Origin of the sequence: Psychrobacillus sp. PGGUH221, assembly GCF_042055255.1 — a bacterium.
Taxonomy (GTDB): Bacteria; Bacillota; Bacilli; order Bacillales_A; family Planococcaceae; genus Psychrobacillus.
In genome coordinates this window covers 1-24,938 of the sequence record NZ_JAQMHQ010000015.1, presented here as the reverse complement: position 1 = coordinate 24,938, position 24,938 = coordinate 1, and the positions used below count along the sequence as shown (strand labels likewise).

Sequence of the window (24,938 nt, the reverse complement as noted above, 5' to 3'; positions counted from 1 at the left end):
ACTTAGCGGCTGGCACCAGTAACTAGACAATTAAAAAGTAGAAAACTGTAGGTGCCTTTTATCTACCCTGATAGACAACTTCAAAACAGAAAAAGGCTTTGCACACTATAACGTGCCAAAGCAACTCTACTGTATCCACTTTTTTAATGCATAGTAATTCGGAAATTTTTGGAGAGAACTTTGACACTCTTCACAAATACACTGTACTGTGAAATCCCCCTCATTTCCAAGTTCTATATATAAATCTTTTTCTTCAGGTGTTATTTCATTTTTTTTCAAAAAATGCTCATCTATAGAGTCCAAAGGCAATTGGCCTATTTCTGTTTCACAATGTCGACATTTATATCGTATGGTCATGCCCAAAACCTCCTTTTTAGGAAGTATAGGCCTAGACGTCATAATTTATGCACCATTATAAATATTCATCACTTCTAAAAAGGTTTTTGATAGCCACGCTTCACATGCATCCGCACTTTTTTTAACTGCATGTGCCATATCTGATTTTTCTTCTTCTGTGAATTTTGATAAAACATAATCAGGTACTTTCATTCCATTTTTAGGACGATCAATTCCAATACGAATTCGATTAAACTCCTGTGTACCTAAATGATGAATAAGAGATTTTATTCCATTATGACCGCCTGCACTTCCTTTTTGGCGTAAACGGAGCTTTCCTACCTGTAAATCTAAATCATCATAAATAACGACAATCTCATCATTCTCAACGTTATAATAATCCATCATTGGTACAACGCACTCTCCAGATAAATTCATATATGTCAATGGTTTCAATAGCATCACTTTTTCTGTTCCAATATGAGCAACGCCATACATACCATTAAATTTTGATTGAGTCAGTGGAGTATTTAATCGATCAGCTAATTCATCTATAACATGAAAGCCTATATTGTGTCTGGTTGCCTCGTATTGTTTACCTGGATTCCCTAAACCGATGATGATTTTCATTCGTTTTCCATTCCTTTAATTACGTATTTCATTTATTTTAACATATACATAGAGAAAAACGCAGATTCTTCTACGTTACAGACTGTAGACAAACTTGATTTATTTTTTATAGGATAGATCAGGTTTTCAGAATCTTACCACTCGCTTTCCGCGGGCGAGCGTCGAGCCGTTTGGGCCAACACGATGTTGGTCATGAAGGCATTGAGGCCCATAAGATGTGGGTCATGCAATCGTTGCCGTAGAATGCGGTGAACTTAGATTGCCTTCCATTTGATGAGGCGTACTTAGTCTTCCTTCCTTAAGCTGAGAGCACTGAAAAAGTCCTCAATGAGATTTCATAACAGTATTTACGTTCCAGGCGGACGCGTTCCGCCAGCATGGCTTCAGCCGCTTCGCTTTCGGTGTAGAAAACATTTGCTATTCCGGCTGGAGTCGCCGCCTTCCACTCCAATTAATATCAGTTTTTCAATTAGAAAACCATCCTGCCATTAATAGAGCAATTTTTATCACTTATATTTTTTCAATTAGTATTTATAGAAAATCGTTGGAAAAGGCGACACTCCAGCGGGAATAGCGTTAGCTGAAGATGAAGTGACCCCCAAAAGTTAGACATTATATACAGTTAAGCAGCTATGGTGGATTGAATTCGGAATTGAACCGGACTCAATCCTTTTAATTTCCCTTTAATACGTTCGTGATTGTAGTATTCGATATACCGTTCAAGCTCACGCTTGAAGTGAACCATACTCTCAAATTCTTGTATATATAATAGCTCAGATTTTAATAAACCAAAAAAGTTCTCAATTACTGCATTATCTAAACAGTTTCCTTTTCGAGACATACTTTGGGTAATACCATGTTGTTTTAGGACATGAGTGTATTGCTTCATTTGATAATGCCAACCTTGATCCGAATGTAATACTGGGGCATCTCCTTCGGATAAGAAAGTGACAGCTTTGTCTAACATTTTTGATACAAGTTCATACGTAGGACGACAATGAGTATTGTAGGCAATAATTTCACCATTATATAAATCTATTACAGGGGAAAGATACAACTTCTCACCAAATAAATGAAATTCTGTTACGTCCGTTGCCCACTTTTCATTTGGCTTTGTCGCAACGAAATCACGTTTGAGAATATTTGGCGCAATTTTACCTAAATTTCCTTTATAAGAGCGATATTTTTTCATGCGAACAAGAGATTTCAAACCCAGTTCCTTCATAAGCCGTTGAACCGTTTTATGATTGATCAGGAAGCCTTGATTACGTAATTCTAGTGTTATTCGACGATAACCATATCTCCCTTTATGCTCGTGATATATAGTAGAAATCGTCGATTTCAGTTCCGTATATTTATCCGGGCTATTAAAGCGTTTTGTGCAGTAATAATAAGTACTACGTTTGATGCCAGCTATTTTTATTAATGCATTTACGCTAAATTGATCCCTTAGTTCATACACTACTTGTGCTTTGTCTTTCGTTGTAATGTTTCCTTTTCTTGAACTAAGGCATTCAACTTTTTTAGATAGGCGATCTCCATAAGTAAACGTTCGTTTTCTGCTTGTAATGCCTTGAATGAGCTCTCATCGAAGGCTTGCTTTTTAGTTTGTTTTTGATTGTCTTTTTTCATATTAGGACACCCCTTTTTCTTTATGATTAGGGCGTCTAAATCATTGTTTCTTAGACTAATTCGCCATTTCCGAATCGTGCCTGGAGAAGGTAAATTGAACTGCACTGCAGTTTCTAAAGAAGACAACCCATTCTCGGACATAAAATTAAGTATGTCTAGTTTATCTTCTAAAGTAAAAATTGTATAGCTCTTCTTAAAAGCTTCTAGTCCATGTTTATGGTATTTTTTTATCCAAAAATCAACCGTTTCAGTATTAGAAATATGGAGAGATTTAGCAATAGAATTAAGGCTTTCTTCACCATTTTCGTAACGAGAAATGGCATCTAATTTCTGTTCAATCGTTCTTCTTGCCATAAAAAAGGCACCTCCAATTGTTAGATGTGTGTCTAACAATTGGGGTGCAGTTCAAGACCCCGCAGCGTAGCGAGGAGGCTAAGGCAACGCCCGCGGAAAGGGAGCCGTTTCAACGATTTTCGTATTTATTGGACAACATTATTTAGTAAAGTCAAATTCTATAGACTCTTTCAGTATCCTCGCTAAGCAATAAAAAATGCTACCTATTGTTTTTTTCTATTTACTCAGGAAATAATCTTGATGTAATGAAAATGATGACAAAAAAACAAAATAATAACGATACCAATTATCCAACAGCCTTTTGTCTTCAATCTGAAACGCAGACTTATGTGTTAACAACTACAGAGAAAAAGAGATTGTCTTTTTGAGACAACCTCTTTTCTTTTATAATTATTCTTCTGTTTTTGCTTCTTCAGTATCATTATTTTCTTCGGCTTCAGCATCTGTAGTCTCTGTTTCTTCCTCTTCTACGCGAGGTGCTGAGACGGTCACTAATGTATAGTCATCTTCATTTAAAATTGTATAGTTTGTTTTGTCGCGAATATCAGCGATAGTGATTGTATCACCTATTGCCATATTCGTTACATCCACGTCAATACTATCTGGAATATCAGAAGGTTTTACTGTAATGGTTACTTCTCTGTTAGGTTGCTGAAGCGTTCCACCCTCAGAAACTCCTACCGAGTCACCAATGACATTAACCAAGACGTTCACTTCTAACTCTTCCTTCATATTAATCGCTAAAAAGTCCGCATGAATCATATGACCTTTTAGAATATTCATTTGGTAGTCATTCAAAACTACGTTTACTTGTTTTCCGTCTACTTCTAGTTTCATGACTCCATTGCGACCAACTTCTCGAATGGTTTTAGCTAAATCCTTCTCATCTACAGCAATAGATTGTGATTCCATTTGAAAACCATAAACTACAGCTGGGATGAAACCATTTTTCCTTAGTTGTGCATTTTCTTTATGCTCACGTTTTTTTGTTTTAACCAATGTATTCATCTATATCCATCCTCCTAAAAGTTCTTATCCTTATTAGATATATACCCATTAAGAGGATGTTTCAAACGCTGGTAAGATTAATCAAATAAAGTACTTACTGACTTCTCTTCGAAAACGCGGACGATTGCATCGCCTAATAATTTTGCAACAGACAATTCTTTAATCTTAGGTGAAGTTTTATCTTCTGCAAGTTGAATAGAATTTGTAATAACTAACTCTTTAATAACAGAGTTATCTATACGTTCGATTGCTGGTCCAGATAATACAGGGTGTGTACAGCAAGCATAAACTTCTTTTGCACCACTTTCCATCAATGCTTTAGCAGCAATAGAAATAGTTCCAGCAGTATCGATAATATCATCAATTAGAATTGCCGTTTTTCCTTCTACATTACCAACGATATTCATTACTTCAGCAACGTTCGGACGAGGACGACGCTTATCGATAATAGCGATTGGAGCTTTCAAACGGTCTGCCATTTTACGAGCACGGGTAACTCCACCGTGGTCTGGTGATACAATAACAATTTCGGATGGATCTAAGTTTTTACCTAAGAAATAGTCAGATAAAATAGGTGAAGCAACTAAATGATCAATTGGAATATCAAAGAATCCTTGTATTTGTGGAGCATGTAAATCTAGCACGATTGCGCGTGTAGCTCCAGCCGTAGTTAATAGGTTTGCAACTAACTTCGCTGTGATTGGTTCACGTGCACGTGCTTTTCTATCTTGTCGAGCATATCCATAATAAGGTAAAACCACACTAACAGTACGAGCGGAAGCACGTTTTACTGCATCAAGCATGATTAATAATTCCATAATATGCTCATTTACAGGGCCAGAAGTGGATTGAACGATAAATACGTCACAACCACGGATACTTTCATCGATATTGATTTGAACTTCTCCATCACTAAATCTAGTAACTGTACTTTTTCCTAGCGGAACCCCTACTTCTTTTGCGATTTCTTCTGCTAACTTTTTATTAGAATTTAAAGTGAATATTTTCAATTTCGAATTGTTATATTGTTCTGGCATGATAATCCTCCTGAGTAGTGGGTTAATTTTATTTTAGTTTGTTTACATAGCCTTCTTTATTTTCTTGTCTAGCTCGACCAATCGCAAGAGCTTCTCCAGGCACATCATTTGTAATAGTAGAACCAGCAGCAACATACGAATTTTTGCCAATTGTTACTGGCGCTATTAAATTGGAGTTACAGCCAACAAAGGAATCATCTTCGATTGTAGTTTTAAACTTATTTTTACCATCGTAATTCACTGTTATGGTTCCACAACCTATATTCACATTTGAACCAATAGATGCGTCTCCCATATAGCTTAGATGTGAAATTTTACTTCCATTCCCAACTGTAGACTTTTTCACTTCTACAAAGTTTCCAATCTTCACATCATTCCCAACGTCTGACTGTGGGCGGATATGTGCAAACGGTCCGATTGAGGTATGATCGCCTACTTCGCTTGATAGAACAACCGAAGAATGAATAGTTGTTCCATTTCCAATTACACTTGAAACAATATGACTATTTGGTCCAATTGTGCAATTTTCTCCGATTATAGTCTTCCCTTCAATAATGACTCCAGGCTGAATAACAGTATCGGCACCTATTACTGCGTCGCTACTAATGTATGTATTCTGAGGATCTATGATTGTTACACCTTCACGCATATGATGATGTGCAATACGAGATCGCATAATTTGTTCTGCTTGAGAAAGGGCGATTCGATCATTTATTCCCAAAATTTCATCAAAATCTTTTGCTGCAAAAGCAGAAATTACTTCGCCTTCTTTTTGTAAAATCTCAATTACATCTGGTAAATAATATTCGCCTTGAGCATTTTCATTTTTTACTAATTTTAACGATTTAAATAATGCTTGATTATCAAAACAATATGTTCCCGAGTTAATCTCATTGACAAGTTGTTCATCTGATGTAGCATCTTTTTGTTCTACGATACTTTTAACATTTCCATCCTCTGAACGAATAATTCTTCCGTAACCAGTAGGATCATTCGCAATTGCTGTAAGAATGGTAGCTTTGGCACCTGATTGTTTATGATGATTCAATAAGTCGCTCATTGTTTCGGCAGTAATCAGTGGAGTGTCTCCACAAATAACAATGGTTGTGCCTGTAAGGGTTGCAAGTGCTGTCTCTGCTTGTAGTACAGCATGTGCAGTTCCTAATTGTTCTGCTTGTAAGGCATATTCACTTCTATTACCTAATTCGCTTTGAACCGTTTCTGCACCGTGACCAACGACTGTTACAATCTTATCTACACCAAGTTTCTCCATGTTTTCAACAACATGTTCCACCATTGGCTTCCCACAAACAGGATGTAGCACTTTATATAGACTTGACTTCATACGAGTTCCTTTACCAGCAGCTAATACAACCGCATAAGTATTTGTCATTTTCCGTTTTCCCTCCAGTGGGCTAATTTCCTCTTTTGACTATAGCGGAAATGAAACCATTTTTCAAGGAAATATCTCTTGACAAATACATGACAAAACAAGTATTATAAATAATTTTTCTGCACAAAAAAACCATCTCATGCTAGAAATGGTTTTAGTTGATTCATATATTTTGCCTAAAAGCAGCATATTATTCACCTAATTATTAATAACTAGCTTCTGCTACCGGCTCCTCTATATCACCGCTTAAATGATAAGCGTATAACACTGCATCTTGAATTTTTGTACGAGTTCCAGAATTTATTGGATGAGCTATATCTCTAAATTCACCCTCAGGAGTTCTTTTGCTAGGCATTGCTACAAATAATCCTCCATTCCCATCAATAACTCGAATATCGTGTACAACAAACTCATTGTCCAGTGTAATGGAAGCGATAGCCCTCATACGACCATCTGATAGTACTTTACGTAATCTTACGTCTGTTACTTCCATTTTACAGCACCCCTCTTCTAATAGTAAAAAACTCTTTTATTATTATTCCACGAAACTTATAAATATCCTTCTTCTTTTATGAATCTTTTTAATATTATAAAATAATTAGATTGCTTTACTCGAAATCCATAATTATCCATATAAATTACTAATCTATTTTATTGAATTTACTATAAATTGGATTTTTTATTTTCTTTTTATAATTGCGGAGCACTTCGCAGGATGAGTCGCTCCTTCGTCACTCCCACATCCTTTACGGGGCCTCATTCTTCGCGCTCTTGCGGCCTGTAAGGCGCACCTCCTGAAAATTATGTTTATGCAGCAAGAAGTTGTTCCCAGCCGCATCACGTGCCGTATGAGACAGCTAAATGTGCTTTTGCATGCAGCGGACGTGTGGCCAGCGCGAATGCTTGTAGATTAGGTTTATCTATTCAAATCTTAATTAGTAATATTGAAGTTTAACAAAGTTATTTTAAATAAAAAAAGTATGCTTTCCGAAGAAGGCATACTCTATCTTTATACTACTGCTATTACTTCTATTTCAACTTTAACATCTTTTGGTAGTCTCGCTACTTCCACAGCTGAACGAGCTGGCTTATGCCCTGCAAAATGCTTTTCATATGCTTCGTTAAATTCAGCAAAATCATTCATATCTTTTAAAAACACAAGTGTTTTGACAACGTTCGATAAAGAAGAGCCTGCTTCCGTAAGTACGGCTTCCAAATTAGCAAAAACTTGTGCAGTTTGTTCCGTAATAGAGCCCTCTACTACTTCCCCTTGTGGAGTTAATGGAATTTGTCCAGAGCTATAAAACATTCCGTTTACAATTACTCCTTGAACATATGGACCAATAGCTGCTGGTGCATTAGTTGTTGATACTGCTTTCATTAAGATTTCCACCCTTCTCAAAATAGTTTCCTTCTGTTAAAGCAATTGTACCATCTTTTTCATTCACTTCATGTAACTTTATTAGAGATAAATAATCATCCACGAGTTGCTCACCCTCATGCTGCGCCTCAACTAGTACAGCAATACCCGCAAGCTCACAGTTAAATTCCTCTAGCAGACTCTTCATTCCATTAATCGTTCCTCCGACTTTCATAAAGTCATCTGTGATTAATACACGCTGGCCTTTTTCCATACTTCTTTTTGAAAGGACCATCGTTTGAATACGTCTAGCTGATCCAGATACATAGTTTATACTTACCGTTGGACCTTCTGTCACCTTACTATCTCTTCGTACTACTACAACAGGAACATTTAAATGTCTTGCAATTGCATGTGCAATGGAGATACCCTTTGTAGCAACCGTCATAATGGCATCTATTTTTTCATGGGCAAAAGCAGATGCAAATATTTTTCCTACTTTATTCATGAGTGAGGGATTTCCGAGTAAATCTGTCATATACAGATACCCTCCAGGCAACAAACGTTCCGATTTGGAAAGCTGTTCCATTAACTCCGCAGTTATTTCCTTTACATCTTTACTTGTCATCGTAGGAATAAATTTTACTCCACCCGCTGCTCCAGGGACTGTAATGAGTAATCCTCTTCCTCTTTCTTCAAAAGTTTCTTTTATAATCGTTAAGTCTTCACTAATCGAGGACTTGGCAGATTGATATAAAGAAGCAAAAAACGTTAAAGGTATTAATTTATGGGGATGTTCCATTAAGTATTGCGTCATATCTACAAGTCGCTCACTTCTTTTCCACTTCATCCAATCACCTCCAAACACGAATGTTTTAATGAAAACTTATCACAATCATACGCATTTAAGCAAGTGAATCTCGTTCTCCTATTAATCGAACTGCATAAACTTCGTCACAGAACCCACGCAGGCCATTATATATTCTTTGCACTCTGGATTCTTGTTGTACTATTCCAAACACTGTTGGGCCACTCCCACTCATCAAAACAGCATCTGCACCAAACTTTTCCATTTGCTCTTTTAAACCTGCAACTTCTGGATATAGTTTTAATGTGACGCTCTCTAGTACATTTCCTACAGATGCACACATTTTTTCAAAATCCTTCGTTTCAATCGCTTCAATCATTTTTTTCGTATCTGGATGTTCTATACGTTTTAAATTTAACTTCCCATAAACGTCTGCTGTAGAAACACCCAATGTTGGTTTAGCTAGGATGATCCAGCAATTTGCAGGGGATGGAAGCTCTTGAATCTTTTCTCCTCTTCCAGTCGCAAGTGCCGTTCCACCATACACACAAAATGCAACATCTGAACCTATTTTCGTTCCAATTTCAGCTAACTCATCTAAGGATAACCCCAAACCCCAAAGAGTATTTAGCCCTCTTAAGGTTGCCGCAGCATCACTGCTTCCGCCAGCGAGGCCAGCTGCTACAGGAATATTTTTTTCAATCTTTATAGTTACTCCAGATTTTATAGAATACATTTCTTTTAATAGCTTAGCTGCTTGATATGCTAAATTCCGATAATCATTCGGAACAAATCGGTCAACGGATAGTATATGTATTTTTCCATCTTCTCTTAACTCTAGCCCTATACGGTCTGCCAAATCGACTGTTGTCATGATCATTTCAACCTCATGATAACCATCGGGACGTTTATTCAAGACATCGAGTGTTAAATTTATTTTAGCAGGTGCTTTTACATAGTACATTCCTTCTGCTCCTTTTAAACTTAGGTTGTCCACTATTTTACCATAGTGCATCTGAAAAGCGGAAGTGCGTATACTGACGAGGCGTACTTATTAGCGTTCCAATAGTTAAAGTCAGAAAAAATATCCCTGCATATGTTATATGAAAAAGAAAAGGCGGAATTTCTCCGCCTGCTAGTTGTTTACTTTTTTGGATTTCGCATGCTTTTTGGCATTTAACCAACATGGTACTCTACAATTTATTTTGGTGACTTCATTTGTTGTTCAGCCATTTCAATTGCTCGTTTTACCATATTACCAGCGTCACGTGATTTAATTCCACCCCAGCCCTCGGTCTTGACTACATCATAAATTCCAAGATCTTTTGCTATCTCTTCTTTTAATTCATTAGACATAATACCTTTTCTAGCCATATGGTGAATCCTCCCTTTTAAATACGCTTTGGCGAATTTGTATCAGATGAACAACTAGCTTACTTAGTATGTGCTACAAACAGAAAAAAACCCCTTTTCCATTCAAATGAATGAAAAAAGGAGCTTCTTTCGAAATATAAAAGTAAAAATAAAAGTTCTAAACAATCATTTTACAACTATTAAATTATTTGCTTCGTCAAAAATAGTGATTTCTACTGCTTCTGTCAAAATGTCTGTATAACTATAAGATACACGTTCAAAAGAATTTTCATCTTGATCCAAATCGATAACGAATACGGCATGATAAGTTTCTCTTAAAACACCAGCACGTTCGATCGTTTTCTTACGTCCTCCGTTTGCTTTTAATTGCAAACGTTTGCCTAAATGATGATCTAATGACTTTTTAATATCAGCTAAAGTTTTTGGCATTCTGCTTACACCTCACTGAATATTACTATACCATCTATTTATATTTTTGTCAAACAAAACATTTTAACAAGCAAGACGCATACTTGTCAATATATTTTTCATATATCTCGAATGGATTTTTTTATAAACAGTACTAATATTGTAACAAGTAAAATTAATGAAAATAAGGATATAGCTCATCTGCTAAGCGTCCAAATTCTTCAATAGATAGAGTTTCCCCTCGTCTTGAAGGATCTATGTTCACTTTTTGTAAACATTCAATAATGATTTCTTTCTTTTCCTTACCATTTGGTAAAGACGACTGTAGATTATTAATAATTGTTTTTCTTCTTTGGACAAACGACCCTCTCGATACTTGAAACAAGAAGTCTTCATCCATAACTTGAACTGGTGGAGTTTCATGGCGAGTGAGCTTAATAACTGCCGATTCTACATTAGGTTGTGGCATGAAAACACCTCTAGGCACAACCATTGCCACTTCAGCCTTCATATAGTATTGAATAGCAATTGAAAGTGACCCATATGCTTTTGTACCAGGAACTGCTGTAATACGATCAGCTACTTCTTTTTGCATCATTACAACCATTCCACGTATAGGTAAACGATCCATCAGTAACTTCAACAATATCGGAGTGGTAACATAATAAGGTAAGTTTGCAACTACCATAACATCTTTAATACCAGTCAATTTATCCTCAAAAATTTGCTTCACATTAGCTTCCAAAATATCGGAATGAATAATTTCCACATTATCATAAGGAGAAAGTGTATCTACTAAAACAGGCAGCAATCTTTGGTCTATTTCAAAGGCAACTACCTTCCCTGCAGCTCTTGCTAAATGTTCTGTTAGCGCTCCTATACCTGGTCCAATTTCAATTGCCGCTGAATCTTTCGTGAGATCCGCATGACTCACAATATTTCGTAAAATATTTGGATCGATTATAAAGTTCTGACCTAAGCTTTTTTTAAAGGAAAAGCCATACTTTTTTAATATTTCTTGCGTTCGAATTGGTGTTGCTATATCTTTTTGCATAAATTAATTATCCTCCATATTGAGCTGCAAGATTGCTTCCTCAAGCTGCTGTCTGCTTATTTGAAAAATAGAAAGACGCTTTTGCAATTGCTTTCCATTTGTATATCCTATCTTTAATAATTCTCCAATTTTCGTTCTTCGGTCTTTTGAATTTGGATGTCCAATTAATTTTCCCTCAACTAAAATTTCTAAAGGAATTTCAGGTACAACGTCCAGTTCAGTCTTTGGTGTATAAACATTGGCAAGCGCCTGTCGGATATCTTCCTCTTTCGCGTGTTCTATACCTAACCCTTTACCATTTTTAGCGATTGTTTTTTCTTTTGAGAGAAATGCGTGTTTTACGTCCGGTACATGCTCCTCGATTATAGCGCGTATCCGTCGTCCTGGATAATCTGGATCCGTAAAAACAATTACTCCTCTTTTTTCTTGCGCATGCTGAATTTTAACGAGTGTCTCTTTTGAGATTGCAGAACCATTCGTCTCTATAGTATCTGCTTCAACAGACCGTTTAATTGCAGTTGTGTCATCTTTACCTTCTACGACTATTAACTCTTTTATACGCAAACATACTTCCTCTTTTCTTTTCTTCCTAGTTCTTACTATCATAACGCAAAAAAGCTTCCCCAATCAACGAAAGGGAAAGCTATATAATTAGAAAGCGCAAACCATCACTTTCTAATCGGGCAATCAAATACAAACGAGTAATCGAAGATGCGATACTCGTTTGTAAATTATAAATAAATTTAATCTAAGATTTTTATTCGTACTTTTTTACGGCCGAATTCATAGGCTTGCGATTTAGATGGTATGAATAAATCAACTTTTTTCCCTTTAATCGCCCCACCTGTATCTCCAGCTACTGCATAACCATAGCCTTCCACCCATACTTTGGATCCAAGTGGTATGACACTAGGATCAACCGCAACTACTTTTACGTTAGGATTGGCCTTTAAATTAATACCAGTAGCTGTTACACCAGTACAGCCGTTACAATTCGCCGTATAAGCTGTTGCCGTTACGTAAAACTCTTTTCCATCTTTGGAGTCGGATGAAGAGTTTTCTCCTCGAGAAACACTAGCAGTCACAACTTTTGTCCCTACTGCTACGACTTTTTTGGTCGGCTCTTTTGTAATCTTCTCGCTTATTACGTTACGAGATACTTCCTTGCCATTTTCTTTTACGACTTCATATGTTCGTGAAACAGAACCTTTTTCTCCTGTTTGCACTACTTTTTCTTTCCCTTTTAGTAGCGAGTCATCTTTTTTCGTTTCAACTGCAAAATTTGTTTCTTCCTCAACTACATCGGTGACCTTTTCTACTCGCACTACTTGTATTACAGAATTCGGACTTATTAGTTCATCCATTTCCCGTTCCACTCGGTCGAAATCATTCATTTGAATGTTATGGTGTTTTAAAAAGTCAGCGACCGTAGTCGAAGTGGACCATACCTTCTTCTCTTCCTTGCCATCTAAAAGTGTTACTTCAAATGCTTTTTCGATTGCAATTTTATTATCCGGTCCAACCTCTGCATCTGCAGCAGGTGTTATTGCATCATGTTCATTTATTGGAACATTTGCCTTTGCAAGTATTTCTGAAACTACATCATCAGCTGTGGTAATTGTTTGTTTTTTCCCATCCACTGTGATATCTATTTGTCTTGCCTGCTCCCACTCAATCGCTAAATTATTTTTGATTGATGTGTTCACTGAGGGTTGTAAAAAATCTTTGTTGGTTACAACTATATTATTTTGTTCTAATAGTTCTCCAACTGTATTTGCATGCGTTAGTATCTCTTGTTGTTCACCGTTTACTGTTAAAGCAACGGTTTTCTTTGTTCCTTCGAATAAAACGAAAGAAACCACTGCAAGAAACAATAGTAATGATGCTACCGTTACTAATGTTTTCTTGCTCCTCAATGAATGAAAGAACAGGTTTTTCATGGAATTATTTGACATGAAAAACGCCTCCTTGTTCACTCGTGTGATTATATAGAGTACTTTTCAGCTTGTCAACTCTTATGGATTTTTCATTCACCCAAAACAAGCTTAAAATACTTTTAAACTAGGCGGAAAAGTTTTTCATTTTTTAATCAATAAGCTTAAAAAACTTCTCTGCATTTTCAGTAGTTGCAACCGCTACTTCCTCAATAGAAATACCCTTTAATCTTGCTATTTCTTCTGCTACAAGAGGCACCAGTGATGGTTCATTTCTTTTTCCTCGATGAGGATGTGGAGCTAGATATGGCGCATCTGTTTCTATTAGCAAATATTCTAGTGGAATTTCAGTTGCTACCTCTTTAGGTTTTTTTGCATTTTTAAACGTTACAGGACCACCAAGTGAAATCATGAAGTTCATGTCGATACATTGTTTAGCAGTTTCTACGCTTCCTCCAAAACAATGCATAATTCCTCCAGTTAGATGTGCTTCTTCTTCTTTTAAAATTCGAATTACATCTTCTGTCGCCTCGCGATTATGTATGATAATCGGTAAATTTACTTTTTGGGCTAATCGTATTTGCTTTCGGAATAATGCTTGTTGTACATCTTTAGGAGACTTATCCCAATAATAATCTAGTCCCATTTCTCCAATACCTACAACTTTTTCATGCGCAGAGAGTTCTTCAATCCATTGTAAGTCTTCCTCAGTACAATCAATCGCATCTACTGGATGCCACCCGATTACCGCATAAATAAATGAATAATCCTCTACAAGCTTCATTGCGCGTTCAATTGTTTTTCGATCAAACCCTATTACAACCATTTTATGAACCTTCGCTTCGATAGCTCGATTAATTACTTCCTGAAGATCCTCATCGTATTGATCCGCATTTAAGTGCACATGAGTGTCTATAAACAATTTCTCTTTTCCCTCCCGTTAATTACATTTACAATCCATATTATAAAAACGTATTTAAAAAGTCACGTTATTTGGTTTATTACCTCTTATATATACCTTATAAGGTATATTTTTCAAATTAATTTAGAGGGGTATAGTATTTTAAAATACTATTTTTAAAAAAGACCTGCCACAAATTTTGTGACAGGTCTTCTATTAATTATTTTACTTGAGCTCCATTTTCAAGTTTTTGATCCACAGTCGCAAGTGTTAAATATCCGTCTTTTTCGCCTGCAAGAATCATCCCTTGAGATAATTCTCCTCTTAGTTTTACGGGCTTCAAGTTTGCTACTACAATTACTTTCTTTCCAATAATATCTTCTGGTTTATAATGTTGTGCTATTCCAGACACTACTTGTCTCTTTTCATATCCTAAATCTAATTGAAGTTTTAACAATTTATCCGCTTTTGGAATTTGTTCACATTCTAAAACAGTAGCTACTCGGAGATCTACTTTAAAGAAATCATCGATAGTAATTTCTTCGGCTTGTGACTCTTCTTCCTGCTGTTCCTCATCTTGTGAAGTTTGGACAGAACCTCTCATTTGTTCTCTTATATAAGCAACTTCAATATCCACTTCTAGACGCGGGAAAATTGGAACCCCTGTTTTAATTACTTCTGTTCCATCCTCAATTACATTGAAATGTCCTAAATGTTCCCAGTTTAAAAGTTCTTCTCTTAAACCTAGCTGAGATATTATTTCTTTTGGTGCCATCGTCATAAATGGTTGAGTTAATGTCGCTATTTGTCGTAAGCTTTCTGCTAAATTAGTCATAACTGCAGCTAATTGCCCTTTCAAAGCTTCGTCTTTTGCAAGTACCCATGGCTGTGTTTCATCAATATACTTATTTGTGCGAGAAATAAACGCCCATAAGTCACCTAATACAACACTAAATTGCATTTTTTCCATACTTGTTTCATATTTTTCTACTGTTTCTTTCGCAAAATTGCGAAGCGTTTCATCAAATTCTGTAGATTCGCTTAAAGCAGTTGGAATTTTTCCATCAAAGTATTTGTTAATCATGGAAACTGTTCTATTTAATAGGTTACCTAAATCATTTGCTAAATCAAAGTTTGTTCGTTCCACAAATGACTCTGGAGAAAAAACACCATCTTGTCCAAAGGGAAGTTCTCGCAATAAGAAGTAGCGTGTTGCATCTAAACCATAACGTTCTACTAACATTTCTGGATAAACAACATTCCCTTTCGATTTGGACATTTTACCGTCTTTCATCATAATAAATCCATGAGCAAACACTTTTTTGGGAAGTGGTAAATCTAAAGCCATTAAAAAAATTGGCCAATAAATGGTATGGAAACGTACAATGTCCTTTCCTACAACATGTACATCTGCTGGCCAATATTTTTGGAACAATGAATCGTCCTCAGACATATATCCTAGTGAAGTAATATAGTTTGTTAATGCATCCACCCATACATAAATGACATGCTTCGGATCTCCCGGAACAGGAATTCCCCAGTCAAAAGAAGTTCGGGAAACAGATAAGTCCTCTAAGCCAGGTTTAATAAAATTATTGATCATTTCATTCTTTCTTGACTCTGGTTCAATAAACTCTACATTATCTTCATAGTAAGCCAATAACCGATCTGCATATTTCTTCATATTAAAGAAATAGGATTCCTCTTTCACTTTATGGACAGGTCGACCACAATCTGGACAATTCCCATCTACCAATTGTGTTTCTGTGAAAAAAGACTCACAAGGTGTACAATACCATCCTTCGTACTGCCCTTTATAAATATCTCCGTTATCTAAAAACTTTTGGAAAATCTTTTCGACAGCTTTCGTGTGACGTTCTTCCGTTGTTTGAATAAAATCATCGTACGAAATATCCATTAAGGCCCAAACTTTCTTAGCGGCCTCTGCAATTTCATTCACATATACTTGAGGCTCCATACCAGCTTCTTGGGCTTTTTCTTGAATTTTTTGCCCATGTTCGTCCATCCCAGTTAGAAAACGAACATCATAACCTCTAAGTCTTTTGTACCGTGCCATTGCATCAGATGCCACCGTTGTATATGCCGTACCAATATGGAACTTTCCACTTGGATAATAAATCGGTGTCGTTAAATAAAATGTTTTCTGTTGATCTTTCAATGTAAGGATGCCTCCAATGTTGATTCTACTTTCTCTTTATTCTATCGAAATGAAGAAATTGTTTCAATTAATTAATAAATATAGCCATTTGTCGAAAATTAGTATCTAATTTATGAATTGCATTTAAATAGTTAATATATCAAAATAATTCCTATTTCACTAAAAAGATAACGTTTTTTTATTATTACATAGGTTTTCATATCATTTTTTTATTAAAAATCATAATTTACTAGCAATTTAATTATTGACGGAAATGGTATTACTTGGTATGATAGTTTACATCAAAGAGATTTATGTCGAATCTTGACGAAAAAAATGCACTCGTGAGAGGGGAAAAATTAATAATGAAATCTACAGGTATTGTTCGTAAAGTTGATGAATTAGGACGCGTAGTTATTCCAATCGAACTTCGTCGTACATTAGGAATTGCTGAAAAAGATGCTCTTGAAATTTATGTAGATGATGACAAAATCATCTTGAAAAAATATATGCCAAACATGACTTGTGCTGTAACTGGTGAAGTGTCAGACGACAACCTTCGTCTAGTTGGAGGAAAATTAATTTTAAGCCCAGAGGGTGCAGAATTACTTATTAAAGAGATTCAAAGCAACTTAAAATAAGAAAAACAAACATCCGTATCCTTTAGGGCATACGGATGTTTACTTATTTAGTAGATTAATATTCATTTCACATGATATTCTTGATAAATTTCTCTCTTCGATAAACCTCTTTGAATCGCTACTTCCTTTATTGCCTCTTTTGAATTATATTGCTTTTCTTCTATTATATAGTTTACGTGTTCTTCAATACTCAAAGATTCCCACCAAGGAGACTCCGATTCATCTATATACTCTTCACTCGTACCCTCTAAAACAATGCAAAATTCCCCACGGATTTCAGATTGCTCAGTCCAAGCTACTGCTTCGTCTATAGTACCTCTTAAAAATTCCTCAAACTTTTTTGTCAGTTCTCTTGCAAGTACAATCTTACGATCCCCCCCCATCAATGCTTGTAGATCTTTTAAGGAATCCTTCAAGCGATGAGGAGATTCATATAATATAATGGATTCTTGTCTTTTTTGAATCTTTGTAATTTCTTCTTTTCGTTCTTTTTTATTTCTACTTAAAAACCCATAAAAGAAAAAGGGTTGGGTCGATAATCCTGAAGCAATCAATGCACTAAGAGCTGCATTTGCTCCTGGAACAGGAACGACCGCAATTCCTTCATCAACAGCTTTTGCTGCGATGTCTGCTCCGGGATCTGAAATACAAGGTAAGCCGGCATCACTCACCAAAGCAACACGCTTACCTTGTCGAAGTATATCCAATATTTTTTCTCCACCTACTTGTTGATTATGATCATGATAGCTCATAAGTGGTGTAGATATCTCAAAATAATTACATAGTTTTTTTGTATTTCGTGTATCTTCAGCGGCAATCATATCTACTTCTTTTAATATTCGAATGGCACGCATTGTCATATCTTCTAAATTTCCAATAGGTGTTGCAACTAAATACAAACAGCTACTTTGTTCGTGTTCGGTCGATTTTTGAGATTTCATCCTTTAATTGCCCTCCCATATATTGTACTTTTTGTGATCTTGTGAGTTGCTTAAATGCATATTCTGCTTTCATGGCTTCTTGTTTTGTTTCATACTGTTCATAGAAAATGCACGATACTGGGAGTTTTGCCCTCGTATATTTTGCTCCCTTCCCCTTATTATGTACGATTATTCTTTTTTCTAAATCATTCGTATATCCTGCGTAATAAGAGCCATCGCTGCATTCTAGCACGTAAAATGTATGTGCTTTTTCATTCTTTTCCATAAAGCATCTCTTTCACTTCTTCTGTGTACTCACCGTTCTCCCCATATACATATAAAGGAGGTAAGATTTTCAAATCTGGCTTACCATCCTTTATTCCTTCTATTAATAAGGTATTAGCTTCCTTACCTTCTTTCGGATATACAAAACGAATACGCTTTGGTTCTAAACGGTTGGCTCTCATGGAAGTCACAATGTCTAAAAGTCTTCCTGGCCGATGAACAAATGCTGCTTTTCCACCTTGTTTTAATAATTCACTTGCAGAACGCACCGCTTCATCCAATGTTAGATGTATCTCGTGCCTTGCTATAGCTAAATGTTCTTTAAGATTCTTTTCGCTTGCCTCATGTGCAGGGAAATACGGTGGGTTACAGGTTACTACATCATATTTTTCAAAACCTATTTGATTAGGAATACCTTTTACATCCGCCTTTATGATTGTAATTTGTTCCTCTAATTTATTATATTGAATGCTTCTTTTTGCCATATCCGCTAGCCGTTCTTGAAGTTCAATTCCAATTATCTCAGCATCCGTACGAGCACTTAAAAATAACGGTATTGCTCCATTTCCCGTACATAAGTCTACTATTTTTCCTCTTTTTATTGGTACATATGCAAATCTGGAAAGCAGAACAGCATCTAAAGAAAAAGAAAAAACAGAGGGACTTTGAATGATTCTTAACTCTTCCGCCAATAAATAATCGAGTCTTTCATCGTCCTTTAGCCATTGTTCCATTATTTTATTCCTCCAGCAAAACAAAAGACTGACACCCACTTGGGAGTGGCATCAGTCCATTGATTAGATGTTTTGTTTATTTAAAAATGACAAGCAAAATAGACAATCCTCTTCTTTTCTAGAGCTTCCGAAGTGAACATGACATACATGATAGCCTTCCTGGTAAAGTCGTGCTAAGTTGTCATAGCCCTCTCCAATATCCTTTTTGCTTAGTCGATCTTTTTCTTCTTGAGCTTTTTCAAGTAAAACTTCTCTTTCGTGCATTTCATCAAGTCTTTGTCTTAAATGACTATTCTCTTGCTGCAGCGCTTGACGTTCTTCTACCATTATCGCTACAAATTCTTTTAAAGCGCGAAATTGCAGCTGCGTGGACTCTAATTGTTTTTCAAATTCTGTAATTGTATCAAAAAAATTTCGGTCCATCACACATTCACCTCATTGCCCCGTCCATTGTACCGGATTTTCCGCATGGTTTATTATTTCTTCTAACGTGTAATCTAATACTCTTAGTGGATCATGTAATTCTATACGTAGTATTCTTTCTAATATATTCATGCTAACTACTTTTCCTAATCCATCTGGTGTTTCTACTTTATCACCAATATCCGGCATTTGCTCTCTTGCTGTCTCATATTCATCGTTTTCATATTTTAAACAACACATGAGTCGACCACAAAGTCCAGAAATCTTAGAAGGATTCAGAGATAAGTTTTGATCTTTCGCCATTTTGATAGAAACTGGTTCAAAATCACCTAAAAATGTTGAGCAACAAAGCATACGACCACATGGACCAATGCCACCTAACATTTTTGCCTCGTCCCGTACACCAATTTGTCTTAATTCGATACGAGTTCTAAAAACAGAAGCCAAGTCTTTTACTAAATCGCGAAAATCAACTCTGCCTTCTGCAGTAAAGTAAAAAATAATCTTGTTTCTGTCAAAAGTATATTCAACATCCACAAGTTTCATTTCTAATTCTCTTTCCAAAATCTTTTCTGTCCCTAATGCTAGAGCCTGAGCAGATTCTACTCTATTTTCTTCTACTTGAATTCGATCTTTTTCATTCGAAGGTCTAACTACTTGCTTTAATGGAAGCACAACATCGTGCTCACCTACCTGCTTGATTGGTACAACAACTTTGCCATACTCTACTCCTCTAGCAGTTTCTACGATGACATAGTCATCTTTCTCTAAATGAAAATCCACTGGATCGAAATAATATATTTTACCCGCCTTTTTAAAGCGGACACCTACAACATTATACAAAAGTATTTCCCTCCTGCAAGTTTAGCATTAATTGCTCCATCATCAATGTCCGGTTCATATTTTTATGCAAATTTTGTTTTGCATGCAAGATTGTTTCTAATTGTTGGGAGAGTTGTTCATATGTTGAATGAAGTGCAACTTGCTTCCAATAATGGCTCATGTCCGGATAAGTGCATTCTGCGATGGGACTTGCTTTTATTGCTACTATATCACGATAGGCGAACAGTAGTAAATCTAATGCTTGTTCTGCTTGCTCTTTTTCTTTAAGAAGTGGACCAAAATCCTCTTGAATACACATTAGTGCATCTTGAACACTTTTACCACTTGCTTCAACCAATTTTAACACTGATTTCCTAGCAAGTCCAAACTGCTCGTCTTTTGCTAATTCTATTGCTTCATCTACTAAGTTTGTCATTCTGCAAACTGTAGAAGCCATGGAATCTGTAATACCTTCCTCTACTAGCTTCTGTTTTAAGATAGATTGCGGTATGGAAGCTAAGCTGATTTGTTGGCATCTAGATCGAATTGTTGGAATAAGTGCATGGACTTTATCTGTTAGAAGAATTGCCGTAATCTCACTTTGTGGCTCCTCTAAAAATTTTAACAAAGTATTTGCTGCACTTGAATTTAATTGATCTGCTTGGTGAATGACATATATTTTACGTCCCGTTTCAATAGCAGTCTTACTCATCTCATGTATTAACTCATCAATCTGACCTCTTTTAATAAATTGGCCATCTGGTTCTATATGCATAAAATTTAAATGATTATACGATTTTAGTCTTTTACATGATCTACATGTTTCACATGGAACATTTTCTATCGGATTTTCACATAAAACGAGTTGAACAAAAAATTGCATTACTTTTGTTTTTCCAGTTCCTTTGGCTCCATCAATTATATAAGCATGTCCTATTCGATTTTTCGTCACAATAGATTTTATCTGCTTAATAGCGAAAGGTTGCAATTTTTCTATTCCTTCTATCGACCAGTCTTCCATGTCCATCATCCTCTCTGGTCAAATAATCTTGAAAAAATCCCGTGTCTCGCGTACTGCGAAAACACGGGAAATCTACGTGTATAGATTAATAAGTAGACCCTTTATCTCTCCAATTTTGTCTAATAAATCAATGGAGCTTTTCTCTTGGTTAAGAATCTCTTCTGCTAACTCTACTAATTTTTCGTCAATTGTCTCAACAATTTTCAATTTTCTACCTTCACCAAAACGATTCCATGTATGCGATTGTTTTAATCCCATACCAAAATCCACGGCTTCATGTAAAAATTTTCGTATTAGCATTTTAAATTTTGCCATGTCACGTAAATTTCTTGAACGTGCTAGACGATCACCCGCTGTTGAAATGTCCCCTAATAACCTAGTCAGTGTCTCGGTCTGCATTCTTTGATCATGCTTTACTACCATTTGTCCAAATTTTGCAGACTGTGTATTGTTTAGAGTAGTGTCTTTTCGGATTTTATCCATTCCTACTCGTAAGTCTTGATTAATTTTCAATCTTTTCTACCCCTTCCCTCATTATCAAAAATGATGGAATTGTTCAATCGGTAGAACAAATACCGTAGCTCCTCCAACTTCCACTTCTACGGGATATGGAATATACGAATCTGCATTTCCTCCCATTGGAGATACAGGTGCAACCATTTGTTCACGTGCTCTACAATTGTCTCTTATTAACTCTAATGCTGAAGATACTAACGAGTCCTCGGTACCGATTAAAAATGTAGTATTTCCAGATCGTAGAAACCCACCCGTACTCGCAAGTTTTGTTGCTCTAAACTTCGCTTTTGTTAAAGCATTAGACAATCGGTTACTATCCTGACCCTGCACAACCGCTACTATCAATTTCATCGATACTCACTCCTATTATTTTTTTTCTATTATAACATGAATTATCTAATAACTTCTAATTCCCTTTTTTATAACTTTATACACTTCATTTAATACTTCTTCTAAAGTTCGTGATGCATCCACTAGTTGAATCCGTTCTGGGTATTGATCTACAAGTGATAGATATCCCTCTCTTACCTTTTCATGAAAAGCTAAACTCTCTACATCTAAACGGTTTTTTTCTCGGTCATCATGCGCATTGATCCTTGCTAGTCCAACACTTGGCTCAATATCAAAAAGAATTGTTTTATCTGGCATTGTTGAACCAATTGCAAACTTATTAATCGCTAGTATTTCTTCAACACCAATCCCTCTTGCATAACCTTGATATGCAAGCGAACTATCAATAAAGCGATCACATATAACGATTTTTCCTTCCTCTAGGGCAGGTTGTACTTTTTCTATTAAATGCTGTCTTCTAGCTGCAGCATATAATAAAGCTTCTGTACGGCTATCCATCATTGTATGCTTATTATCTAAAATTATGTTTCTAATTTTTTCAGAAATCATTATCCCACCAGGCTCTCTAGTCATAACAACATCGTAGCCTTCTTCTATTAATTTATTGCCTAGTAAATTCATGATGGTGGTTTTCCCAGCACCTTCAGGACCTTCACTAGAAATAAAATACCCTTTTTTCTTCACAATTACTCCTCCACTACATATATTAACTTTTCATCTAGTCGATGTTGACCTTGAAATAACGCACCTTTATTCATCCATTCCTCTAAATCAGTCAACATTGTTATCGTTATTTTCTCTCCAGGCACCATTAATGGAATACCAGGTGGATAAGGAATTATACTTGCTTTAGATATCCTTCCTGTAGCTCGTACATATGGAATCCATTCGCCTTGTTTTTCATTTAATAAACCAATATTCATATGCAATGTGGAAATAGATTTTTGCTTTTCAAATTGATTGATCGTCGGACTGTTTGGGACTTCTTTTCTTAATTCATCTACTGCATGCTTTATTCTTCTTCTAATTTCAGCAAAAGGATATTCATGCTCCACTTTTAGTAGTGGTAATATCATTAATACTTGATAGCTATCCGCTAACTCAACATAAATATTCTGCTGCTCCAATACTTTCTGTAGTTGAAAACCCGAATACTTATCTACTCTAATTAATAACTTTAGCGGGTCGTCTACTTGTACTATTTCCAAATGGGTGAGTGCTTCTAAAGCCTCTATAAATAACTTTCTTTTATACATAAACTGTTTAAAATCTATCTCATTGTATCTTTCTACATAACTCCTAGCATCATCTAGAGAAGCCAACAAAAGATAGGATGGACTGCTAGATTGTAGCATCCTCAAATAATTATTTATTTTTTTTGCATCAATGAAGGCAGAATTAACATGTAAAAAGGAACCCATTGTGAACGCAGGTAATGTTTTATGTGCGGATTGAACGACTACGTCAGCTCCACATTCTAGTGCAGATTTCGGAAATCCTCTATTTACATGAAAATGAGCGCCATGAGCTTCATCCACAAGTACTGGAATATTACTTGCATGACATAGCTTTATAATGCTTTCTATTTCAGAAGAAGCAACGCCATAGTAGTTGGGGTATGTAAGTACAACAGCCTTAGCAAAAGGATATGCCTCCAGTGCTTTATGTATAACTTCCATAGAAACATAGGACGCAGTATTGGTTTTTTCATCCCATTCAGGAGTAACAAATATAGGTTCTGCCCCTACTAATTCAATTGCATGGAAAATTGATTTATGTGCATTTCTTTGAACAATAATTTGCTCGCCGAACTGACAAATAGCATAAATCATCGCAAGATTTCCTACAGTTGTCCCATTTACTAAGAAAAAGCTATTCTGAGTTCCATATGCCAAAGCTAAAAGATTCTCAGCCTCTTTTATTGCTCCTTCAGGGTGATGGTAATCATCTAACCCAGTAAGCTCTGTAAAGTCATACTGCATACTCTCTTTCAGTGCCCCGGGCAAGTTAGATAGTAATCCATTTTTATGTCCAGGCACATGAAAGGATACATTTTTTTGTTTATGAAATTTTTCCATTGCTTCAACTAATGGACGTTTCTCTTGCATTCGTTATTACCCCACTGTTTCGATCATATTTCCTTCCTCTATTATACATGAACAAACGAGAAGACGGTTTTAAATTCACTTCTGTAACGAACATGTTGTATAAGAGATGACCATTATACTATAGGATATAAATATTCGAGTTTAGTATTAGACTATATAGTAATCCAATACCTTAATAAAATTTCCATTAAAGGTCAGTAAGAGACTAATTTTATTGAAACCGAGACTATTTTGAACAATACCGAAACTAAATTCTTAAATTCGAGACCAATTCTTGTGAAATCGAGACCAATCATCACTTTTAATAAAAAAAGTAGCCACAAATTACTCGTGGATAGATTCTTCGTAAGTAATTTCAGTAATATTATGGATAAGGGAGACTAGTTTTTCTGTTAGAGCAACCAAATGAGTCGTATAAGCGACTAAGGTGAATTTAAAAGCAATCAATTAGATAATGAAAGCGACCATTTCTCACTATATAGAGTTCACTTTCTCTGAGATGACATATTTTTTCTTCTGTCCTACGTTATGAGACTCTCTTCCTTGCAAGTATATCTACAATTCTTTGCCTTTGGCCTTTTCTTTCCGCACAAAAAAAGCCATCACCGATTACTCGGTGACGACTTTTCAATTGCCCAGCGACGTCCTACTCTCACAGGGGGAGACCCCCAACTACCATCGGCGCTGAAGAGCTTAACTTCCGTGTTCGGTATGGGAACGGGTGTGACCT

28 protein-coding genes and 1 rRNA gene are annotated in these 24,938 nt (G+C 36.0%); 1 reads left to right on the top strand and 28 read right to left on the bottom strand.

Annotation, left to right across the window (positions count from 1 at the left end; all coding sequences use genetic code 11):
• Window positions 1-126: 126 nt before the first annotated feature.
• The 17 genes from PGC35_RS20620 to metG form a co-directional block, all read right to left on the bottom strand.
• Complete coding sequence (locus PGC35_RS20620) at window positions 127-357, bottom strand: anti-sigma-F factor Fin (protein ID WP_053591087.1); 231 nt, start codon at window positions 355-357, stop codon at window positions 127-129.
• 45 nt (window positions 358-402) lie between these two features.
• Window positions 403-966 (bottom strand): aminoacyl-tRNA hydrolase, encoded by a 564-nt coding sequence (pth, locus tag PGC35_RS20615; protein WP_053591088.1) that lies wholly within the window; start codon window positions 964-966, stop codon window positions 403-405.
• Window positions 967-1,588: 622 nt separating this feature from the next.
• Window positions 1,589-2,952 (bottom strand): IS3 family transposase gene (locus tag PGC35_RS20610; RefSeq protein WP_375220508.1). Its coding sequence is split into 2 segments (ribosomal slippage): window positions 1,589-2,493 and window positions 2,493-2,952, totalling 1,365 coding nucleotides; the frame shifts between segments, so codons are not numbered across the junction.
• A gap of 390 nt (window positions 2,953-3,342) precedes the next feature.
• A complete protein-coding gene (locus PGC35_RS20605) occupies window positions 3,343-3,960 on the bottom strand; it encodes a 50S ribosomal protein L25/general stress protein Ctc (protein WP_375220507.1) in 618 nt (205 codons plus the stop codon).
• 77 nt (window positions 3,961-4,037) lie between these two features.
• Window positions 4,038-4,997 (bottom strand): ribose-phosphate diphosphokinase, encoded by a 960-nt coding sequence (locus PGC35_RS20600; RefSeq protein WP_056833342.1) that lies wholly within the window; start codon window positions 4,995-4,997, stop codon window positions 4,038-4,040.
• A gap of 28 nt (window positions 4,998-5,025) precedes the next feature.
• Window positions 5,026-6,390, bottom strand: a complete 1,365-nt coding sequence (glmU, locus tag PGC35_RS20595) for a bifunctional UDP-N-acetylglucosamine diphosphorylase/glucosamine-1-phosphate N-acetyltransferase GlmU (RefSeq protein WP_375220506.1) — start codon at window positions 6,388-6,390, stop codon at window positions 5,026-5,028.
• 205 nt (window positions 6,391-6,595) lie between these two features.
• Entirely contained in the window at window positions 6,596-6,883 is a 288-nt protein-coding gene (gene spoVG / locus PGC35_RS20590) for a septation regulator SpoVG (protein ID WP_053591092.1), read from the bottom strand.
• A gap of 516 nt (window positions 6,884-7,399) precedes the next feature.
• A complete protein-coding gene (locus PGC35_RS20585) occupies window positions 7,400-7,771 on the bottom strand; it encodes a RidA family protein (protein WP_053591093.1) in 372 nt (123 codons plus the stop codon).
• Complete coding sequence (gene purR, locus PGC35_RS20580; RefSeq protein ID WP_056833338.1) at window positions 7,749-8,600, bottom strand: pur operon repressor; 852 nt, start codon at window positions 8,598-8,600, stop codon at window positions 7,749-7,751. The genes PGC35_RS20585 and purR overlap by 23 nt, the downstream gene beginning before the upstream one ends.
• A 55-nt stretch (window positions 8,601-8,655) precedes the next feature.
• On the bottom strand, window positions 8,656-9,522 hold the full coding sequence (ispE, locus tag PGC35_RS20575) for a 4-(cytidine 5'-diphospho)-2-C-methyl-D-erythritol kinase (protein ID WP_053591095.1): 867 nt from the start codon (window positions 9,520-9,522) through the stop codon (window positions 8,656-8,658).
• 236 nt (window positions 9,523-9,758) lie between these two features.
• Window positions 9,759-9,932 carry a small, acid-soluble spore protein, alpha/beta type gene (locus tag PGC35_RS20570; protein ID WP_082461123.1) on the bottom strand — a complete coding sequence of 58 codons (174 nt, stop codon included), beginning with the start codon at window positions 9,930-9,932 and terminating at the stop codon, window positions 9,759-9,761.
• 165 nt (window positions 9,933-10,097) lie between these two features.
• Entirely contained in the window at window positions 10,098-10,361 is a 264-nt protein-coding gene (gene veg / locus PGC35_RS20565; protein WP_375220505.1) for a biofilm formation stimulator Veg, read from the bottom strand.
• 154 nt (window positions 10,362-10,515) lie between these two features.
• Entirely contained in the window at window positions 10,516-11,394 is an 879-nt protein-coding gene (gene rsmA / locus PGC35_RS20560) for a 16S rRNA (adenine(1518)-N(6)/adenine(1519)-N(6))-dimethyltransferase RsmA (RefSeq protein ID WP_375220504.1), read from the bottom strand.
• A 3-nt stretch (window positions 11,395-11,397) separates the two neighbouring features.
• Window positions 11,398-11,958, bottom strand: a complete 561-nt coding sequence (rnmV, locus tag PGC35_RS20555) for a ribonuclease M5 (RefSeq protein WP_056833334.1) — start codon at window positions 11,956-11,958, stop codon at window positions 11,398-11,400.
• A 179-nt stretch (window positions 11,959-12,137) separates the two neighbouring features.
• Complete coding sequence (locus PGC35_RS20550) at window positions 12,138-13,349, bottom strand: resuscitation-promoting factor (RefSeq protein WP_375220503.1); 1,212 nt, start codon at window positions 13,347-13,349, stop codon at window positions 12,138-12,140.
• A gap of 130 nt (window positions 13,350-13,479) precedes the next feature.
• Window positions 13,480-14,250, bottom strand: a complete 771-nt coding sequence (locus PGC35_RS20545; protein WP_053591100.1) for a TatD family hydrolase — start codon at window positions 14,248-14,250, stop codon at window positions 13,480-13,482.
• A 199-nt stretch (window positions 14,251-14,449) separates the two neighbouring features.
• The gene (metG, locus tag PGC35_RS20540; protein WP_375220502.1) at window positions 14,450-16,408 is read right to left on the bottom strand and encodes a methionine--tRNA ligase; all 1,959 of its coding nucleotides are present in this window, start codon (window positions 16,406-16,408) and stop codon (window positions 14,450-14,452) included.
• Between the two features lie 344 nt (window positions 16,409-16,752).
• On the opposite strand from metG, the gene PGC35_RS20535 reads away from it, so the two are divergent.
• Entirely contained in the window at window positions 16,753-17,028 is a 276-nt protein-coding gene (locus PGC35_RS20535; protein WP_053592248.1) for a transition state genes transcriptional regulator AbrB, read from the top strand.
• A gap of 62 nt (window positions 17,029-17,090) precedes the next feature.
• On the opposite strand, the gene rsmI is transcribed toward PGC35_RS20535, so the two are convergent.
• From rsmI to rrf, 11 genes are all read right to left on the bottom strand, one after another.
• Window positions 17,091-17,969, bottom strand: a complete 879-nt coding sequence (gene rsmI / locus PGC35_RS20530; RefSeq protein ID WP_375220501.1) for a 16S rRNA (cytidine(1402)-2'-O)-methyltransferase — start codon at window positions 17,967-17,969, stop codon at window positions 17,091-17,093.
• Entirely contained in the window at window positions 17,932-18,234 is a 303-nt protein-coding gene (locus tag PGC35_RS20525; protein ID WP_056833327.1) for a GIY-YIG nuclease family protein, read from the bottom strand. Before PGC35_RS20525 ends, rsmI begins: the two co-directional genes overlap by 38 nt.
• Complete coding sequence (locus PGC35_RS20520) at window positions 18,221-18,967, bottom strand: tRNA1(Val) (adenine(37)-N6)-methyltransferase (protein ID WP_056833325.1); 747 nt, start codon at window positions 18,965-18,967, stop codon at window positions 18,221-18,223. Before PGC35_RS20520 ends, PGC35_RS20525 begins: the two co-directional genes overlap by 14 nt.
• A 63-nt stretch (window positions 18,968-19,030) precedes the next feature.
• Window positions 19,031-19,393: a DNA replication initiation control protein YabA gene (yabA, locus tag PGC35_RS20515; RefSeq protein WP_053591105.1), complete on the bottom strand. Its 363-nt coding sequence runs from the start codon at window positions 19,391-19,393 to the stop codon at window positions 19,031-19,033.
• A 9-nt stretch (window positions 19,394-19,402) separates the two neighbouring features.
• The gene (locus PGC35_RS20510) at window positions 19,403-20,233 is read right to left on the bottom strand and encodes a PSP1 domain-containing protein (RefSeq protein ID WP_053591106.1); all 831 of its coding nucleotides are present in this window, start codon (window positions 20,231-20,233) and stop codon (window positions 19,403-19,405) included.
• Window positions 20,226-21,233, bottom strand: coding sequence for a DNA polymerase III subunit delta' C-terminal domain-containing protein (locus tag PGC35_RS20505; protein WP_056833322.1), 1,008 nt, complete (start codon window positions 21,231-21,233; stop codon window positions 20,226-20,228). Before PGC35_RS20505 ends, PGC35_RS20510 begins: the two co-directional genes overlap by 8 nt.
• A 72-nt stretch (window positions 21,234-21,305) precedes the next feature.
• The gene (locus tag PGC35_RS20500) at window positions 21,306-21,746 is read right to left on the bottom strand and encodes a YaaR family protein (protein ID WP_056833321.1); all 441 of its coding nucleotides are present in this window, start codon (window positions 21,744-21,746) and stop codon (window positions 21,306-21,308) included.
• Between the two features lie 24 nt (window positions 21,747-21,770).
• Window positions 21,771-22,100: a cyclic-di-AMP receptor gene (locus PGC35_RS20495; RefSeq protein WP_375220500.1), complete on the bottom strand. Its 330-nt coding sequence runs from the start codon at window positions 22,098-22,100 to the stop codon at window positions 21,771-21,773.
• Between the two features lie 45 nt (window positions 22,101-22,145).
• A complete protein-coding gene (gene tmk / locus PGC35_RS20490) occupies window positions 22,146-22,784 on the bottom strand; it encodes a dTMP kinase (RefSeq protein WP_082461121.1) in 639 nt (212 codons plus the stop codon).
• 2 nt (window positions 22,785-22,786) lie between these two features.
• Window positions 22,787-24,208, bottom strand: a complete 1,422-nt coding sequence (locus PGC35_RS20485; RefSeq protein ID WP_375220499.1) for an aminotransferase class I/II-fold pyridoxal phosphate-dependent enzyme — start codon at window positions 24,206-24,208, stop codon at window positions 22,787-22,789.
• Window positions 24,209-24,841: 633 nt separating this feature from the next.
• Window positions 24,842-24,938: ribosomal RNA gene (gene rrf / locus PGC35_RS20480) — 5S ribosomal RNA — on the bottom strand; the annotation flags it as partial.

What these genes read in the sequence shown, in the direction of transcription:
- PGC35_RS20505 (WP_056833322.1), bottom strand. Translation starts at nt 21,233, where the DNA reads ATGGAAGACTGGTCGATAGAAGGAATAGAAAAATTGCAACCTTTCGCT.
- PGC35_RS20600 (WP_056833342.1), bottom strand. Translation starts at nt 4,997, where the DNA reads ATGCCAGAACAATATAACAATTCGAAATTGAAAATATTCACTTTAAAT.
- PGC35_RS20620 (WP_053591087.1), bottom strand. Translation starts at nt 357, where the DNA reads ATGACCATACGATATAAATGTCGACATTGTGAAACAGAAATAGGCCAA.
- PGC35_RS20535 (WP_053592248.1), top strand. Translation starts at nt 16,753, where the DNA reads ATGAAATCTACAGGTATTGTTCGTAAAGTTGATGAATTAGGACGCGTA.
- PGC35_RS20570 (WP_082461123.1), bottom strand. Translation starts at nt 9,932, where the DNA reads ATGGCTAGAAAAGGTATTATGTCTAATGAATTAAAAGAAGAGATAGCA.
- PGC35_RS20520 (WP_056833325.1), bottom strand. Translation starts at nt 18,967, where the DNA reads ATGGAACAATGGCTAAAGGACGATGAAAGACTCGATTATTTATTGGCG.
- PGC35_RS20605 (WP_375220507.1), bottom strand. Translation starts at nt 3,960, where the DNA reads ATGAATACATTGGTTAAAACAAAAAAACGTGAGCATAAAGAAAATGCA.
- rsmI (WP_375220501.1), bottom strand. Translation starts at nt 17,969, where the DNA reads ATGAAATCTCAAAAATCGACCGAACACGAACAAAGTAGCTGTTTGTAT.
- PGC35_RS20525 (WP_056833327.1), bottom strand. Translation starts at nt 18,234, where the DNA reads ATGGAAAAGAATGAAAAAGCACATACATTTTACGTGCTAGAATGCAGC.
- PGC35_RS20550 (WP_375220503.1), bottom strand. Translation starts at nt 13,349, where the DNA reads ATGTCAAATAATTCCATGAAAAACCTGTTCTTTCATTCATTGAGGAGC.
- pth (WP_053591088.1), bottom strand. Translation starts at nt 966, where the DNA reads ATGAAAATCATCATCGGTTTAGGGAATCCAGGTAAACAATACGAGGCA.
- purR (WP_056833338.1), bottom strand. Translation starts at nt 8,600, where the DNA reads ATGAAGTGGAAAAGAAGTGAGCGACTTGTAGATATGACGCAATACTTA.
- PGC35_RS20495 (WP_375220500.1), bottom strand. Translation starts at nt 22,100, where the DNA reads ATGAAATTGATAGTAGCGGTTGTGCAGGGTCAGGATAGTAACCGATTG.
- PGC35_RS20485 (WP_375220499.1), bottom strand. Translation starts at nt 24,208, where the DNA reads ATGCAAGAGAAACGTCCATTAGTTGAAGCAATGGAAAAATTTCATAAA.
- spoVG (WP_053591092.1), bottom strand. Translation starts at nt 6,883, where the DNA reads ATGGAAGTAACAGACGTAAGATTACGTAAAGTACTATCAGATGGTCGT.
- ispE (WP_053591095.1), bottom strand. Translation starts at nt 9,522, where the DNA reads ATGTACTATGTAAAAGCACCTGCTAAAATAAATTTAACACTCGATGTC.
- veg (WP_375220505.1), bottom strand. Translation starts at nt 10,361, where the DNA reads ATGCCAAAAACTTTAGCTGATATTAAAAAGTCATTAGATCATCATTTA.
- glmU (WP_375220506.1), bottom strand. Translation starts at nt 6,390, where the DNA reads ATGACAAATACTTATGCGGTTGTATTAGCTGCTGGTAAAGGAACTCGT.
- PGC35_RS20585 (WP_053591093.1), bottom strand. Translation starts at nt 7,771, where the DNA reads ATGAAAGCAGTATCAACAACTAATGCACCAGCAGCTATTGGTCCATAT.
- rsmA (WP_375220504.1), bottom strand. Translation starts at nt 11,394, where the DNA reads ATGCAAAAAGATATAGCAACACCAATTCGAACGCAAGAAATATTAAAA.